Source organism: Pseudomonas sp. AM4(2022) (genome assembly GCF_036346515.1).
Lineage (GTDB): Bacteria > Pseudomonadota > Gammaproteobacteria > Pseudomonadales > Pseudomonadaceae > Aquipseudomonas > Aquipseudomonas paracarnis.
Map to the genome: position 1 here is coordinate 55,317 of NZ_JAOTNW010000001.1, position 14,709 is coordinate 70,025.

The 14,709-nt window shown below is 56.2% G+C and carries 13 protein-coding genes and 2 pseudogenes; 6 read left to right on the forward strand and 9 right to left on the reverse strand.

Annotated features, from left to right (window positions below; translation table 11 throughout):
* Position 1: 1 nt before the first annotated feature.
* The 9 genes from ODQ19_RS00305 to ODQ19_RS00345 all read right to left on the reverse strand — a co-directional run bounded on the left by ODQ19_RS00305 (position 2) and on the right by ODQ19_RS00345 (position 6,145).
* A complete protein-coding gene (locus ODQ19_RS00305; protein ID WP_330209042.1) occupies positions 2–784 on the reverse strand; it encodes a phage tail protein in 783 nt (260 codons plus the stop codon).
* Positions 785–831: 47 nt separating this feature from the next.
* The gene (locus ODQ19_RS00310; protein ID WP_330209043.1) at positions 832–1,362 is read right to left on the reverse strand and encodes a hypothetical protein; all 531 of its coding nucleotides are present in this window, start codon (positions 1,360–1,362) and stop codon (positions 832–834) included.
* On the reverse strand, positions 1,359–1,997 hold the full coding sequence (locus tag ODQ19_RS00315) for a phage tail protein I (RefSeq protein WP_057976043.1): 639 nt from the start codon (positions 1,995–1,997) through the stop codon (positions 1,359–1,361). Before ODQ19_RS00315 ends, ODQ19_RS00310 begins: the two co-directional genes overlap by 4 nt.
* Positions 1,994–2,989, reverse strand: coding sequence for a baseplate J/gp47 family protein (locus ODQ19_RS00320; RefSeq protein WP_330209044.1), 996 nt, complete (start codon positions 2,987–2,989; stop codon positions 1,994–1,996). The genes ODQ19_RS00315 and ODQ19_RS00320 overlap by 4 nt, the downstream gene beginning before the upstream one ends.
* Positions 2,986–3,318: a phage baseplate protein gene (locus tag ODQ19_RS00325; protein ID WP_116667833.1), complete on the reverse strand. Its 333-nt coding sequence runs from the start codon at positions 3,316–3,318 to the stop codon at positions 2,986–2,988. Before ODQ19_RS00325 ends, ODQ19_RS00320 begins: the two co-directional genes overlap by 4 nt.
* A gap of 9 nt (positions 3,319–3,327) precedes the next feature.
* Complete coding sequence (locus tag ODQ19_RS00330) at positions 3,328–3,939, reverse strand: phage baseplate assembly protein V (RefSeq protein WP_116667832.1); 612 nt, start codon at positions 3,937–3,939, stop codon at positions 3,328–3,330.
* Between the two features lie 3 nt (positions 3,940–3,942).
* Entirely contained in the window at positions 3,943–4,458 is a 516-nt protein-coding gene (locus ODQ19_RS00335) for a hypothetical protein (RefSeq protein WP_330209045.1), read from the reverse strand.
* 23 nt (positions 4,459–4,481) lie between these two features.
* The gene (locus tag ODQ19_RS00340) at positions 4,482–4,820 is read right to left on the reverse strand and encodes a phage holin family protein (RefSeq protein ID WP_005785384.1); all 339 of its coding nucleotides are present in this window, start codon (positions 4,818–4,820) and stop codon (positions 4,482–4,484) included.
* 590 nt (positions 4,821–5,410) lie between these two features.
* Entirely contained in the window at positions 5,411–6,145 is a 735-nt protein-coding gene (locus ODQ19_RS00345) for a LexA family transcriptional regulator (protein WP_330209046.1), read from the reverse strand.
* 232 nt (positions 6,146–6,377) lie between these two features.
* Here ODQ19_RS00345 and ODQ19_RS00350 point away from each other — a divergent pair, with 232 nt between their 5' ends.
* The 6 genes and pseudogenes from ODQ19_RS00350 (at position 6,378) to mutS (ending at position 14,590) form a co-directional block, all read left to right on the forward strand.
* Complete coding sequence (locus tag ODQ19_RS00350; RefSeq protein WP_065951834.1) at positions 6,378–6,866, forward strand: Panacea domain-containing protein; 489 nt, start codon at positions 6,378–6,380, stop codon at positions 6,864–6,866.
* Positions 6,859–7,230: a hypothetical protein gene (locus tag ODQ19_RS00355; protein ID WP_032877520.1), complete on the forward strand. Its 372-nt coding sequence runs from the start codon at positions 6,859–6,861 to the stop codon at positions 7,228–7,230. The genes ODQ19_RS00350 and ODQ19_RS00355 overlap by 8 nt, the downstream gene beginning before the upstream one ends.
* Before the next feature lie 979 nt (positions 7,231–8,209).
* Entirely contained in the window at positions 8,210–11,191 is a 2,982-nt protein-coding gene (locus ODQ19_RS00360; protein WP_330209047.1) for an amino acid adenylation domain-containing protein, read from the forward strand.
* 206 nt (positions 11,192–11,397) lie between these two features.
* Positions 11,398–11,544: pseudogene (locus ODQ19_RS00365) on the forward strand (IS630 family transposase); the annotation flags it as partial.
* A gap of 87 nt (positions 11,545–11,631) precedes the next feature.
* Positions 11,632–11,784 (forward strand): annotated as a pseudogene (locus ODQ19_RS00370) (DUF3077 domain-containing protein); the annotation flags it as partial.
* Positions 11,785–11,998: 214 nt separating this feature from the next.
* Entirely contained in the window at positions 11,999–14,590 is a 2,592-nt protein-coding gene (gene mutS / locus ODQ19_RS00375; protein ID WP_330209048.1) for a DNA mismatch repair protein MutS, read from the forward strand.
* The last annotated feature ends 119 nt before the right edge of the window (positions 14,591–14,709 follow it).

Sequence of the window (14,709 nt, forward strand, 5' to 3'; positions counted from 1 at the left end):
CTTAAACCTTGGCGGTATAGCGAGCGTCGTTATCGTGGGAATAGGCTAGGCGTTTCTCTTCAAAGGCTTTGCCGAGCACAGCATCAGCCTGCGTCAAGCTATAAGGTTTCACCGCCCAACGAACTTCCCAATCGGCGTTAACGTCATCTTTCATAACCACTTCAGTATCTAACTTGCTGTAATTAACAGGATAATCAAACGTCTTAGTGATGGTATAGCTCAGCCCACCCCTCAGGTACAGCCCGGAAAACTGTGGAGCGTTCGTTTGTTGTCCAGCGACCAAACCTAAGTACATGGGTTTGAGCCCAGTAATGGCACGTGCTGTACAAATCATACCAAACGAAACACCTCTCACCGTTTCACGGTAAGTTTGGGATATCCGCTTAATCGCTAGAAAGTTAGCATCACCATTCCATATATATCCGACACCCTCAAGTTGCAAGTTCAAGCCAGCAATGTGATAAATCCCTTGACCAAAGGGAGCTTTTTCCTGGTCTCGATAATATACCCGCGAGACGGTAATTTCTGTTTCACCCGCCTCGTTACCAGGCATGGTCCACCAAACAGGATAAAATACCTCCGTAGACAAGCCAGTGAGGTCAATGTCCTGCTTGTAAAGCGCACGACCATTAATATCTTTAGCCTGCACACTATTACGCCAAGCAGTAAACTGACTCGAAGCGGCCTCTACCCGCGCATCAATCTTCCCAATTTGGTTGGTAACCGTCTCCGTAAGCTTATTACATGCATCCACAACTTTCGTGATAGTCGTTTCAAGTCCCATCATCAACTCCCTGTCAGTTAATCTTTCCAGCACTTTTGTCAGTGCTACTACTTCGCTTCGAGATGCATAACCCGAAACATCAAATCAACGTGGCGGGACATATTGCCAACCGAAGCCGCGGCCATAATCGCGATCTCCTCCGCCAACAACAGATTCAAGTTCTCACTCCCCACCACAATCGTCACGCTATCCGCCGGCAACGGCGAAACATCCAGCGTAAACTTCTGCAGCACCCTTGCCGCCGCCGCCTTATACGTCAGCAACTTCCCCGCCACGGAATACACCGCCAGCAAAGTCCCGCTGGCGAGGTAAAACCCGAACTCGCCAATCTCATACTCGCCGTCGCCGTCAAACAGCGCGGCCATCCTGAGTTGGCGTTCGCCCAAGTCTTCGTAATCGACGATGGCCACCCGTTGGCGCTCATCACGCAAGGCCACTTCGCTGCCGTCGGGGTTGTAGCGGCCGGTGCCGGCGCCGATGTGGGTGATTTCGCCTTTGAGGCCCTGGTTCTTTGCCTGCAGCACTTCATCCAAACCTTTGGAGGTGAAGCGCACCAGGCGCGTGGTTTCATCTGTCATGGCTGCGCCCTGAGGTCGTAATCGTTAATGGTGTAGTGCTGGGCAACCCCGGCACTGTTTAGCCGGGCAACCAGCGCCAAGTCCGGCAACGCGCCGTTCAGGTAGAACTCGCCGTCGCTTAAAGGCGCGTCGAGCACTTGCGTGAGGGCGAGCTGGCCTTCGGTTTCATGCACGATGGTAATCGTCGCCTGGTCGCGTTCACTCTTCGCTGCGTTGATACGCCGGATCAGCCGGTTGTGGTCGCCGCTGGACCAACTGCGCCCGATGATCGCCTGCACGTCGAAGGTGTAAGGCACGCCCAGCGGACGTTGCTGGTACCAGGCGCTGATATTGGGCGTGAAGCCCAACGACTCCACCGCATGGCTCAGCGCCTTGGGTGTGCCGGCCTGGCGTTGGATCTGCCAGGACAAGGCCACGGTCAGGCGTTTTTCCGCCTCGCTGGCCTCGGCATCCCATTCGCTGACGCCACGGTCGGCGGCCAGGTAAGGCAGGAATTCGCTGGGGGTGTGCAGGGGGTTCATCAGCGCCGGAAACGGCGGAGTGACGCGCTCAAGCAATGTGCCGAAGCCCAGGTCCAGCGCCTTTTCCAGCGGTGAGCTGTTGGCGGGCAGCAAACTCGCTTTGGGTTCGCTCATAGTGTGCGCACCTCCACCTCGACGCCCGTGCAATACGGGGCCTGGAACGCGGTGCTGATAATCGGCGCCAACGGTTCCAGGATATGCAGTTGCGCGGCGCCGGCACTGTGGATGGCGTAGTCGATCCAGCTGGGGTCCACCCGCCCTTCCAGGCGGTGGCAGGACTCGGCGTAGTCTTGCAGCAGTTTCTGCGCGGCCACTTGGGTCAGCCCCGAGTCCGGGCCGGCGTTGATCTTGGCCACCACGCGAATTTTGTAGGGTTGAATCTGCGCGCCCTGGACGCTGACCAAGTCGGTTTCGGGCCGTACATCCGGCCGTGCGAAATGTCGACGTACACCGTCAAGCAAGTCGGCAGATGGCGTGCCGTCACCCTCCCTGGAAAGCACGGTGACCATGACTTCCCCCGGTGCGGTGCGTCGGGCGTTGCCGTCCTTGATCTGGGCCGCATAGCCGTCCGGGTCGAAGGTGTAGGTGACCGTCACCACACCCGGCGTCGCGCTCTGTACTTTCACCGCCGGGCGCTCGCCGAGGGTGAACACTTCGCGGCGATACTGCATCCGCGAGCCTGCTGCTGGAGCGTGGGGTGCCAGGTAGTAACGCAGGCGAGCGTCGTCATCGCTTTCCAAAGTAGGTGGCACCGGCGGGAACGCGGCCGGGTCGCCAGGGTCGAGCACTTGGCGTTCCAGGCCCATATCGGCCAGGCGTGCATCCAGGTTGCTACCGGTGGCCCACCACGCCAGCACCTGCTTGATGCGGGCATTGTATTTGCGCTCATGGGTTTGCAGGCGCACGCAAAAGGCTTCCAGGGCCAGGGTCAGCAGTTCACTTTCGTTGTCGAGGCTGACCTGGAGTTTGGCTGCGCTTTGCGGCGCGCGGGTGGCGACGTAGTCAATGACGAACGCCTTGAACTCGGCCAGCAACGGCTCGAACTCATCCACCTTGATGATGGTCGGTTCCGCCAGTTGGTTCTGGCCGGGGATCAACATGCTCATGTCACGACCTCGAAGGATTGTTGGCGGTTTTTCCAGGTGCCGGCAAACCGCAGCAGCAGGCCGGCGCCTTGGCGGGTGGCGACAATGACTTGGGGATCAAAATCGCCGATGCCGTTGTGGGTGTTGTAGAAGGCTTGCGCGGCGTGGCTCTGGGCGAGGATCAAGAGGTCGTCACCGAGGTTCTGGCCGAGCAACTGCGGGATCAGCGAGCCGTACAATGGGCGTTTTTGCCGAGTACCCACGGGGGTGGTCAGCGCTCGGGTGGCGCGCTGCACAAATTGCAGCCAGTCGTCGACGGCTGCCCCGGTGCTCCTATCGATTCCGATCATGGGGTGTCCTTATCGGGGGCTGATGACGCGTCCTTGATGGTCCACTACCGGGCCGCTGAAGTGCGCGCCGCCGGCATCCAGCAACAGGCTGGTACCGCCGATTTGCAGAATGATGCCCTGGGCGCTGAGGGTCAGGCTGGCGGCGCCGACTTTGACGTCAACTTGTTCGCGCGAACCGCTGAAGGTGGTCGGGCCATTGACCCAGTTGAAGGTGTGGCTGGCGTCGTCGTAGTCGCTTTGGGTGCCGTCTTGATGGCGACGCCGGGTGAGCGTTGCCACGCTGGAGACCGGCGGGAAGCGATCACTATTGAGGCCGAACAGCGCCACGGATTGCACACCGCCCTCCCCCCCGCCGTAGTTGAGCAACAGGCATTGCTCACCCACAGTAGGGATGCGGGTTTCAGTCTGCGCACCGGCACTGGGGTTGAAAAAGCGGATCGCCGGGGTGAGCAAGTCACCGTGGCTGACCTTGCAGGTGTTGCTGGCCGCATCGACCTGCTGGCAAATCCCGATCCGGCAGAAGCTCTCGGCGCGTCGGTAGAGGTCCTCGAGCTGGGACTCCATCTCGGCCAAGCGTTCAACGATCGGTCCTAATTGCATGCGTAACAGCGCGTCGAACATGGGCTACCCCGCCATTGGCTGGTATTGGGTTGGGTCGTCGATGTTGGAGACGTCCCAGGTGCAGGCAAATAGCGGTTGGCCTGTGGGATCGTCGAATAACGCCGGCCCGAGATAGAGGGTTTGCGTGAAGGAAACCGTCCAGGAGTCGTAGTCGGTTTCCATGGAAGTGCGCACAGCGGGAGCAGCGACGATATTCGCCGGCAAATCGCACTGTGACTGAGGCAGGTTCCAACGGTTATCCAGCACCAGGTCCATCAGTTGGCTGGCCAGGTCGCAGGCATCGAACGGCAATGCACCGGGAGCCACCATGGCCCTGAGTGAAATGGCCAGGACGTGGGCCTTGCGCCCTTCGCGAGAGCGAATGCCCGGGCCATTGCCTTCGACCGTGACCTGCACACCGGTTTTTTCAGCATCGCCCTGGAAGTCCTGGTGACTGCCGACCTTGATGTCCGGGAAGGCCGCATGCAGCACCGCGCCGATGGCCTGGGGCAGTTGGGATGGCTTTTCGATAAGCGTCATTTTAAGTAGCGTCCTTGCAACAATTACTGCGGGTCCTGGCGGGAGCCTTGGTTGATCCCGATGCGCTTGGCCGCCCATCGTTCATAAAGGCCGATGGCTACATCGGCACCGGCCATGGCAGTCAGGCAACCAATGGCACCGGCAGTCCATATCGACATGCCGGCGGCGTAGCACAGCATCAAGGCCGAAACCCCGCAGACCATGCACGCCCCGGAACGCAGGGCCAGACGGCGGATCAGCGACCAACCGCGGGCGCCCTCTTTGTCGGCGCGCCACATTTCTCCAGACACCCCGCCGATCACGGCCAATACGATGACCAGCCAGATAGGCATTTCCGCTAACGCTTGCTGTTCATTTGTCATGTCACGCCTCCTGGCTGAGCAATTAATAATCCATATTTCATTTACAGATGCTTCGATAGGTAGGCATTCCAAAAAGCCCGGTCGCCCGGGCTTTTCAGTAATGCTGTCCTCGGACTTTCGGCGCTACTGGCGCGGTACGGTCCTTTCCTCGATGTTTTTCCGACCACGATCCCTGTCTGCCGGATAACTGCTTCTGGTGCTTTACGCTGCACACCCGGGTCAGTTGCCAACCCTCTGAACCGTCAAGGCCGGTTCATCGCTGCCTGTTGTTGAAGCGTTGAAACTAAAGAGCGTCGGCATCCTTGCCGGTGTTGCCAGGCATCCCTGCCATCGCTTCGATGGCGTCCTTGCCGATGTTGCGTGCCTTCCTTGTCTTCCTTGGCAGCATCCTTGCCGCCTCCACCAAGCCTTATTGGCTGGCTTGAGGTGAAGAATATGCATGTATGCATATACAGTCAATGCACAAATGCATTTATTTTTACGCCGAGTATGCGCGTATGCATTCCGAGCCTTGCGGGCTTGGGGTTTGGCGGTTTTCTGCGGGCGAAAAAAAACCCGCTCATGGGCGGGTTTCGTCTTACGCGGGGACGTTAACGGGCGTACATGCCCCACCAGAAAACATGGCCGAGGATGCTGATCTGCTCGTCCTGAATATCCTGGAAGCTGTAGTCCTCATCCGGATGCTCATCACGGTTGAAACTGCGCAGGCGAATCCCGGAAGGCAGGCGGTAGAGCTGTTTAACTCGCAGCTGGCCGTTGTGATTGATGGCATACAGATCACCATCGACGATATCGCCAATGCCGCTTTTACCGGCGTTCACCCCAACCGTGGCGCCGTCGCGCAGTACCGGCAACATGCTGTTGCCGCGTACCGTCACGCACTTGGCCTGGTCGAACTGCACGCCGTTATGCCGCAGGCTGCGCTTGCCGAACCGCAGGCTGGCCTTCTCGCTTTCCTCGATGACGAATCTTCCTGATCCAGCAGCCAATTCAACCTCGCGCAGAAAGGGGATCGACACCTCGTCATCATTAACGGGGGTGTCGTCGTCCCACAGGCTTATGTCCTTGAGTTCCGAATGCATCGGGTCGCGCCCGTCATCGCGCAAGCCCGCCACCGCAACGCGCCCGCGCAGCTGGTCGGTGCTCACGCGAAAATATTCGGCGATACGGGAGATGTGTTTATCCGACGGATCAACGATCTTGCCGCTGAGGATCCGGGACAGTGTGGATTGAGGCACGCCGGTGCGTCGGTGAAGCTCCGTGGGGGAGATCCGGTCGCGATCCAGCAGTTCTCTTAAGACGATAGAAACGTTGCGTTTTTGCATAACGCGGATAGTGACGGGAGTTTTTGAGGTTGGCAAATGCTAATTTGCATATTTATGCATTAAACATTCAATCTCAATCAACCCGAAACAAAATACTGTATATACGAACAGTTATTTGCCCTCTATTATTCTCCCTTCTTCATATTGCCGCAGGGTGCCCCTTGCTTATCGACAACTCTGGGCCTATGTATAAAACTCTGTAGCAACCTAACCAGCAACGACGGAGGTGCTCATGGCTTATTCAGCGCTAGCTGTCGCTAACGCCTTCATTGAGCGCGCGAAGGAAGGCAAGCTTTCGGGCCTGACGCCCATGAAGCTGCAAAAACTGCTGTTTTATACGCAGTCCTGGCATTTGCGCGAAAGGGATCAACCCCTGATGGATGATCACTTCGCCCGCTGGCAATACGGCCCGGTCATCCCGTCGCTGTACCACGAGTTGAAGTCCTACGGTAATCGCCCGGTGACGTCGCTGCTCAGCAACCTGAAGCCCGACGCCGAAGACATTGTCTTCGTTACTCCGAGGGTGCCTGAGAGCGATACCTACACCCATCGCTTGATTGACCGGATCATTAACAAATACGGCAAATGGTCCGGCACCCAACTGTCCAACCTTTCCCACGAGGACGGCACAGCCTGGGCCCTCAAGGGCGCCGACGGCTCCGCCATAGACTGGGAAGACATGGCAGCACTTATTCACCCAAAGAGCCGCATCCGTGAGTGAAGAACTCGACAACCTGGAACTCACCCTGCCACCCGTGGCAGGGCCTGACCAGGACTCCCAGGCCGGTGGCGAGCAAGCCATAGGCACCGACGATGAAAGAAGCCAAAACCTCAAAGACCAGAAAGCCGAGCGGCAACTGCGCAAGAAGTATGCGGGGCGTGCATTTTGGTTTGCTGCCTGCGGCGTGATCTTCTGGGCGGTTCTGCTGGTGTGGAATGGGTGGTCGACGTATTACTCGGGTAAAGCGCCGTTCTCGGACAATGTATTGATTGCCATCACTACGGCCACTTCAATCAATTTGTTTGCGGCGTTTCTGGGGGTGATCAGAGGGTTGTTTCCGGCCAGTGGGCGTAGATCCAAGTAGCCTGTTCCTACTCACGCCCTGCGGGTCTATCCATCTGGTATTGATTCGCGGGCAACCGATAACTTGCTTGCGTTGGACTGCATAGCAATCCCAATTTTTATAACAATTAAATATGCTGCGCAAAGTCGGATCCTAACCTTCCCTGTATTGATCGGATTGTTACTCTTACTCACAGGCTATCCGTCGCCAGCCGAATTCACACAGTGGCGGCGCACTTCGACAACAATCAATAGCGTTAAGGCAGCAATGGCGGGATGTGGCGACCCAGGAGGCGGTTCATTGACTCGCTTCCTCATAAACGAAGAAGTGATCTATTTTCAATGTATGCTGCGCCTTGGTTTTACCCGAAAGATGATTTCAAATTCCGTGAAGTCATGAAGAACGTTCCGGCCTGTGTCGAAGGAAGAAAAGGTTGTCCGCTTAGCCTCTTCACGTTATGCACCACGACCGGCTGCTCACTGTGAACGATGCATAGGTATGGCTAGCAGAGGCACTTATACCCGCATGTCGACTGACGGCTTGATTTATGCCTACACCCTCTTAGAGTTTTTTACTTAGCAAGTCATCGCAAAAAATTATAGAAATTAAACTTCAACAATCAAATTTGCTGCGCTAGCATAAAACAACTAACAGAAATTGTAGCGCCCATCCCGCAAAGGAATGCAACTATGACTTTAGTCTGTGAGTAATTATTTTCTTTGTAGGCTAAATAACCTCTAGCTAGCGTAGCCGTTTCCGAGCTAGTGGTTCGCAGCCTATGAAAATTTAAAAATATTAATAACCGCCAGCCATCGACAGTTTTCTCATGGCAGAGCTTTTTGCGCCTATTGTTTTACCGGAGGGAAATCGAATGTATAAGCCTTGTCCTCTATAGCCTGATTGTTGTCGCTCGGTGCTTTTCACTTCATGCGCGAGGGTTGTTTCATTTTTTAGTTACGAAACCAATACAAATTTTATCTTCAGGAATAGGGAGAAGAAAATGTGTAATGTGTTGTCACAATTCATCCAACAAGCCACCGGCTTCCCAGATAACGTTGCCGTCATTCATGGTGATGCCAGGATGACTTATCAACATTTGAATCAGGAAAGCGACAGGTTGTGCGGAGTATTGCAACAAGCAGGCGTCAATTCCAGTCACACAGTTCCCTTGATAGCACGGCGTACGCCGGAGCTCATCATTGGTATCTTGGCAATAGCCAAAACCGGTGCTGCTTATATCCCGGTTGATATCCATTATCCGGAAAGGCGCATTGCACAAATCACCAGACAAAGTAATTCTCCCATCATTCTAATAAGCCATCGGGCATTTTCTGCAATCGCCGGAACATCGGCGCAGCAGGTGATCGCCATTGACCAATCTTGTGAAGGCATCAAGGTGCCCGCCACACTTCACTTACCGTACCCGGGTGATACAGCCTATGTGATTTTCACATCAGGGACGACAGGGACCCCCAAAGGAGTCATGATTTCGCACGCCGCCTTGAGTAACTTGGTTAACTGGCATAACACGCATTTTGATATGGACCAACGTAGTCGCAGTACGCTGATGGCAGGCATAGGGTTTGATGTCGCGCAATGGGAAATCTGGTCACCCCTAATATGTGGCGCCACACTTATTTTGCCAGATAACGAAGAAGCCCGATTACAGACAGACTCTCTACTGCGCTTTCTTGCTGTCCATAAAATAACGCATGCCTTTGTCCCAACCGTGCTCGTTCCCGAAATTGTAAATCAGCCCCAGCCGGACAATCTCGCGCTACGTTATCTATTCACCGCGGGCGAAAAACTGAACCCTGTCAATCTCACCCGGGCAAACTTCCAGTTGATAGATTATTACGGTCCAACAGAAGCTACTATTTTCACCACATGCAATACAGTAGTTTGTGCCACACAAAATCCGCTAGCGAGTATTGGTTTCCCGATCGCCGGTGCAGAGGTTTTTATTCTCGATGAGCAATTAAATCCTGTGGCGAACGAACAACCCGGAGAGTTATTCATCGGTGGGCCGGGCTTGGCTACTGGCTACCTTAATAACCCCGGTTTGACGAAAGAAAAATTTCTGACGCTGCCGTTTGCGCCCGAAAAAAACCTTTACCGCAGCGGCGATCGCGCCCGCTGGTTGCCGGACGGACGTATACAATATCTTGGCCGTCTCGACGATCAGGTGAAAATTCGCGGTAACCGTGTGGAGCTCGGCGAAATCGAGAGCATCCTTCTGCAGGTGGAAGGGGTGAAGGGCGCTGTTGTTCTGGTTACACAAGAGGAGTCTGCCAGCGAGAAGCGGATACTCGCTTTCGTCGCCGCTGAACGTGGTAATAGCGTAATACTAAAGGAAACCTTGCGCGCCCACCTGACTGACTCGCTGCCTGCTTACTTTTTGCCTGCCGGGATTCAGATTCTGCCGCGCCTACCGTTGACGGCTAATGGAAAAACGGATAAGCAGGCCCTGCTGGCCGGCTACTTTCCGGACCTCCCAACAGCATCGCCAGCCCCCTTACACGGAACAGGAGCCATTCTGACAGAGGTCTGGAAGACATTATTAACTGGTGTTACTCCCGGCCCTGATGACAACTTTTTCGCACTCGGAGGGCATTCCTTACTAGCCGCTAGGATGGCATCGGCCATTACAGAACAAACTGGCATCCGAGCTTATGTACGCGACATCTACGACTACCCGACGATACGTTCGTTGGCTCACGCGCTGGAGTTGCGCAACCTGTCCGCACCATCGACTGCCGACAGCGAACCCTTGCGTATTCTACAGGACGACATTTTTCTGCCTGATGACGTTCATATCAATCCGCATTTTGACGAGCGGCAAATCAGTACGCCGCGGTATATCTTGCTGACTGGAGCAACTGGATTTGTAGGCTCCCACCTGTTGGCAGACTTGCTACAAAGCACTCAGGCACACATTTATTGTCTGATCCGTAGTAAAAATACAGAAACGGCTCGACAAAAACTCACCGACACGCTGCATCGGTATCTAATTCCGCTGACGGATGAGCACCGTGCCCGCATTCACCCCCTGGCTGGCGATCTGGCAGAGCCTCACTTCGGTCTAAAGCAGGAGGAATATCATCGTATAAGCCAGGAAACCGACATCATTTATCATTCCGCCAGTGCGGTAAATTTCATTCAACCTTATTCATACATGAAGCGAGATAACGTGCAGGGGTTGCGAGAGGTCATTCGTTTCGCTGCCGTCGAACGCACCAAGCCTCTTATGTTGCTCTCCACCATCTCTGTGTATAGCTGGGGACATCTACATACAGGGAAACGGATAATGCGCGAGGATGACGATATCGACCAGAACCTACCCGCCGTGATCACGGACATCGGGTATGTGCGCAGCAAATGGGTGATGGAGAAGATCGCAGATCTAGCTGCTGCGCGTGGCTTACCGCTGATGACTTTCCGCCTTGGTTATGCGACCAGCCACAGCATTACCGGCGTCAGCGCTGGTTATCAGTGGTGGGGGCGGCTGGTCAAAACTTGTCTAGATACTGGCACCGTTCCCGCATTGCAAGATTTGCGCGAGGGACTCACCACAGTGGACTACATGACCCGCGCCATCGCATATATCACTCGCAACCCCAAGGCATTGGACCACAAATTCAACCTGATTCACGAACAACAAAACAACCTAACGCTGAACGCCTTTTTCAACCTGCTCGAACAATATTTCGATTTCCGCTTCAGCCCGCTGCCTTTCACCGACTGGTTGGCGCAGTGGGAACAGGATGCGAATGCCCCCCTCTACCCGTTGCTCAGCCTGTTTAAGGACAACATGACAGGCGGCCAGTCCACGGTGCAGCTCTATCAGGACACCTATCTGTGGGATTGCAGTAACGTGAAACACTTTCTGCAAGGCAGCGACGTCCGCGAGCCGGTGTTTACTCGTGATCTGCTGGAGCGTTACTTGTACCGCTCCATCGGTTGTGAAGGGATGTCACTCTAACCTCCGCTGCTGAAAAAAGGCCCTGGGCCTCATTGCCTCTGTACTGAAACCCCGAAAAGCGGGGCAGTGGTATGACAGCATTTTCCTTACATTGTGAGTCGAGGCACGACAAGTAGTAGCTGGTGGTATGCCCTGTCAAATCGCGAAGATGCTCAACATACTGAATCGCAAACGCCGAAAGGAAAAACAACCGCCAAGATGAGATAGACCTGAAGACAGCTATCCGCCAGTTCATCGAAACCCATAATGAATTCTCAGCTAAGCCGTTCAAGTGGAACAAAACAGCTGGAGCCGTTATCAATTCGGTACACAAGGCGAAGCTGAGCGCGATAAGAAATAAATTAATGAATTAACCGCTCAGGCCACTAGGCTGAGAGGCCTCGCGCTCATCCACCGCCCGGTCAGCCGGACGTTGGGAATCCCCCAAAAGGGGGGTCACCCTCCTCCACGTCGCCAAGCTACTCGCAGAAGATGCGGCGATGACAAAGGAGACGGACCGTTACGCTTGGGCTTCGCATTACTTGCAGGAAATGGTCAAGGCGGTGGTTGATGATGTGGTGAAGGTGTTGGATTCGCTGGTTAATACTCAGTAAGCCGCGAAAATAGAAAAGGCGGGCAGCCGCTAACCTGTGGCGGCGCCGCTCCTTTAGTGGTGGATATCGGGGCGGCACCGCTTTTGCTTTTTACCTATCCGTTTGCGACCTGCGCCCCCCCGACCTCGCGTGTTAACCTTGCCGCCATCGCAAAAAATGCTGGGCCAAGCGCGCCCTTTGCCCCATCACTTTCAACGAATTTGCCTACTACCCAATGAGTAAAAACACTTCAGACCTGTCCTCCCACACCCCGATGATGCAGCAGTACTGGCGCCTGAAAAACCAGCACCCTGATCAGTTGATGTTCTATCGCATGGGCGACTTCTACGAGATCTTCTATGAAGACGCGAAGAAGGCCGCCAAGCTGCTGGACATTACTCTGACAGCGCGCGGGCAGTCGGCGGGGCAGTCGATTCCGATGTGTGGCATTCCTTATCACTCGTTGGAAGGCTACCTGGTCAAGCTGGTCAAGCTGGGCGAATCGGTGGTGATCTGTGAGCAGATCGGCGACCCGGCCACCAGCAAAGGGCCGGTGGAACGTCAGGTGGTGCGCATTATTACGCCGGGCACGGTGAGTGATGAGGCACTGCTGGATGAGCGTCGCGATAACCTGATCGCTGCGGTGTTGGGCGATGAGCGTCTGTTCGGCCTTTCGGTGCTGGATATCACCAGTGGCAATTTCAGTGTGCTGGAGATCAAGGGCTGGGAGAACCTGCTGGCGGAGCTTGAGCGTATCAATCCGGTGGAGTTGTTGATTCCGGATGATTGGCCCAAGGACTTGCCGGCGGAGAAACGTCGTGGGACCAAGCGTCGTGCTCCGTGGGATTTCGAGCGCGATTCGGCGCTGAAAAGTCTGTGCCAGCAGTTTTCGGTGCAGGACCTTAAAGGCTTCGGTTGCGAAACCCTGACCCTGGCTATCGGTGCGGCAGGCTGTTTGCTCAGCTACGCGAAGGAAACCCAGCGCACTGCCCTGCCGCACTTGCGCAGCCTGCGTCATGAACGGCTGGACGATACCGTGGTGCTCGATGGCGCCAGCCGTCGAAACCTGGAATTGGATACCAACCTGGCCGGCGGGCGCGATAACACCCTGCAATCGGTGGTCGACCGTTGCCAGACTGCAATGGGCAGCCGCTTACTGACCCGTTGGCTGAACCGGCCGCTGCGGGACTTGACCGTGCTGCAAGCGCGTCAAACCTCTATTACCTGCCTGCTCGACGGCTACCGCTTTGAAAAGCTGCAGCCGCAACTGAAAGAAATCGGTGATATCGAGCGTATCCTCGCGCGAATCGGCCTGCGCAATGCGCGGCCCCGCGACCTGGCGCGCCTGCGTGATGCCTTGAGCGCCCTGCCGCAGTTGCAACTGGCAATGACGGAGTTGGATACGCCGCACCTGCAACAGCTGGCGGTGACTGCCGGCACGTACCCGGACCTCGCGGCGCTGCTGGAAAAAGCCATCATCGACAACCCACCCGCGATCATCCGTGACGGCGGCGTGTTGAAAACCGGCTACGACAGCGAGCTGGATGAGCTGCAGTCCCTGAGCGAAAACGCCGGCCAGTTCCTGATCGACCTGGAGGCTCGCGAAAAAGCCCGTACGGGCCTGGCGAACCTGAAGGTCGGCTACAACCGAGTTCACGGCTACTTTATTGAGCTGCCGAGCAAGCAGGCCGAGTCGGCCCCCATCGACTATCAACGTCGCCAGACCCTCAAAGGTGCCGAGCGATTTATCACCCCAGAACTGAAAGAGTTCGAAGACAAGGCCCTGTCGGCCAAAAGCCGCGCCCTGGCGCGGGAAAAGATGCTCTACGAAGCCTTGCTCGAGGACTTGATCAGCCGCCTGGCGCCGTTGCAAGACACCGCCGCCGCCCTGGCGGAGCTGGATGTGTTGAGCAACCTCGCCGAACGTGCGCTGAACCTGGACCTCAATTGCCCACGGTTTGTCAGCGAACCGTGCATGCGCATCGTGCAAGGCCGCCACCCGGTGGTGGAGCAGGTGCTGACCACGCCGTTCGTCGCCAACGACCTGTCGCTGGACGACGATACCCGCATGTTGGTGATCACCGGTCCGAACATGGGTGGTAAATCCACCTACATGCGCCAGACCGCGTTGATCGTGTTGTTGGCGCATATCGGCAGCTTCGTACCGGCAGCCAGTTGCGAATTGTCCCTGGTTGACCGCATTTTCACGCGGATCGGCTCCAGCGATGACCTGGCCGGTGGCCGTTCGACCTTTATGGTGGAAATGAGCGAAACCGCCAACATTCTGCACAACGCCACCGAACGCAGCCTGGTGCTGATGGACGAAGTGGGCCGCGGCACCAGCACCTTCGACGGCCTGTCCCTGGCCTGGGCGGCGGCTGAACGCTTGGCGCATTTGCGTGCGTACACGTTGTTCGCCACGCACTACTTCGAGCTGACGGTGTTGCCGGAAAGCGAGCCGCTGGTGGCCAACGTGCATCTCAATGCCACCGAGCACAACGAGCGCATCGTGTTCCTGCACCATGTGCTGCCAGGGCCGGCAAGCCAGAGCTACGGCCTGGCCGTGGCGCAGTTGGCCGGTGTGCCGAACGAGGTGATCACCCGTGCTCGCGAACACCTCAGCCGCCTGGAAACCACGGCGCTGCCCCATGAAACTGTGGTCACCAGCCCTGCCAAGGTCAGCAAGAAACCTGCCGCGCCGCACCAGAGCGATATGTTCGCCAGCTTGCCCCATCCGGTGCTGGATGAGTTGGCAAAACTTGACCTGGATGACTTGACGCCGCGTAAAGCGCTCGAAATGTTATATGCACTGAAGACTCGGATATAACGCAGACGCTTGCAAGCTGATAGAATCTCGCGCGGTTTGGGATGCTGCGGGCTTTTAGCCTGGTCCGCAGACTATCGCTCTCAAACCTCGCGAACCCCACCACAAGGGGTTTCGCTGCC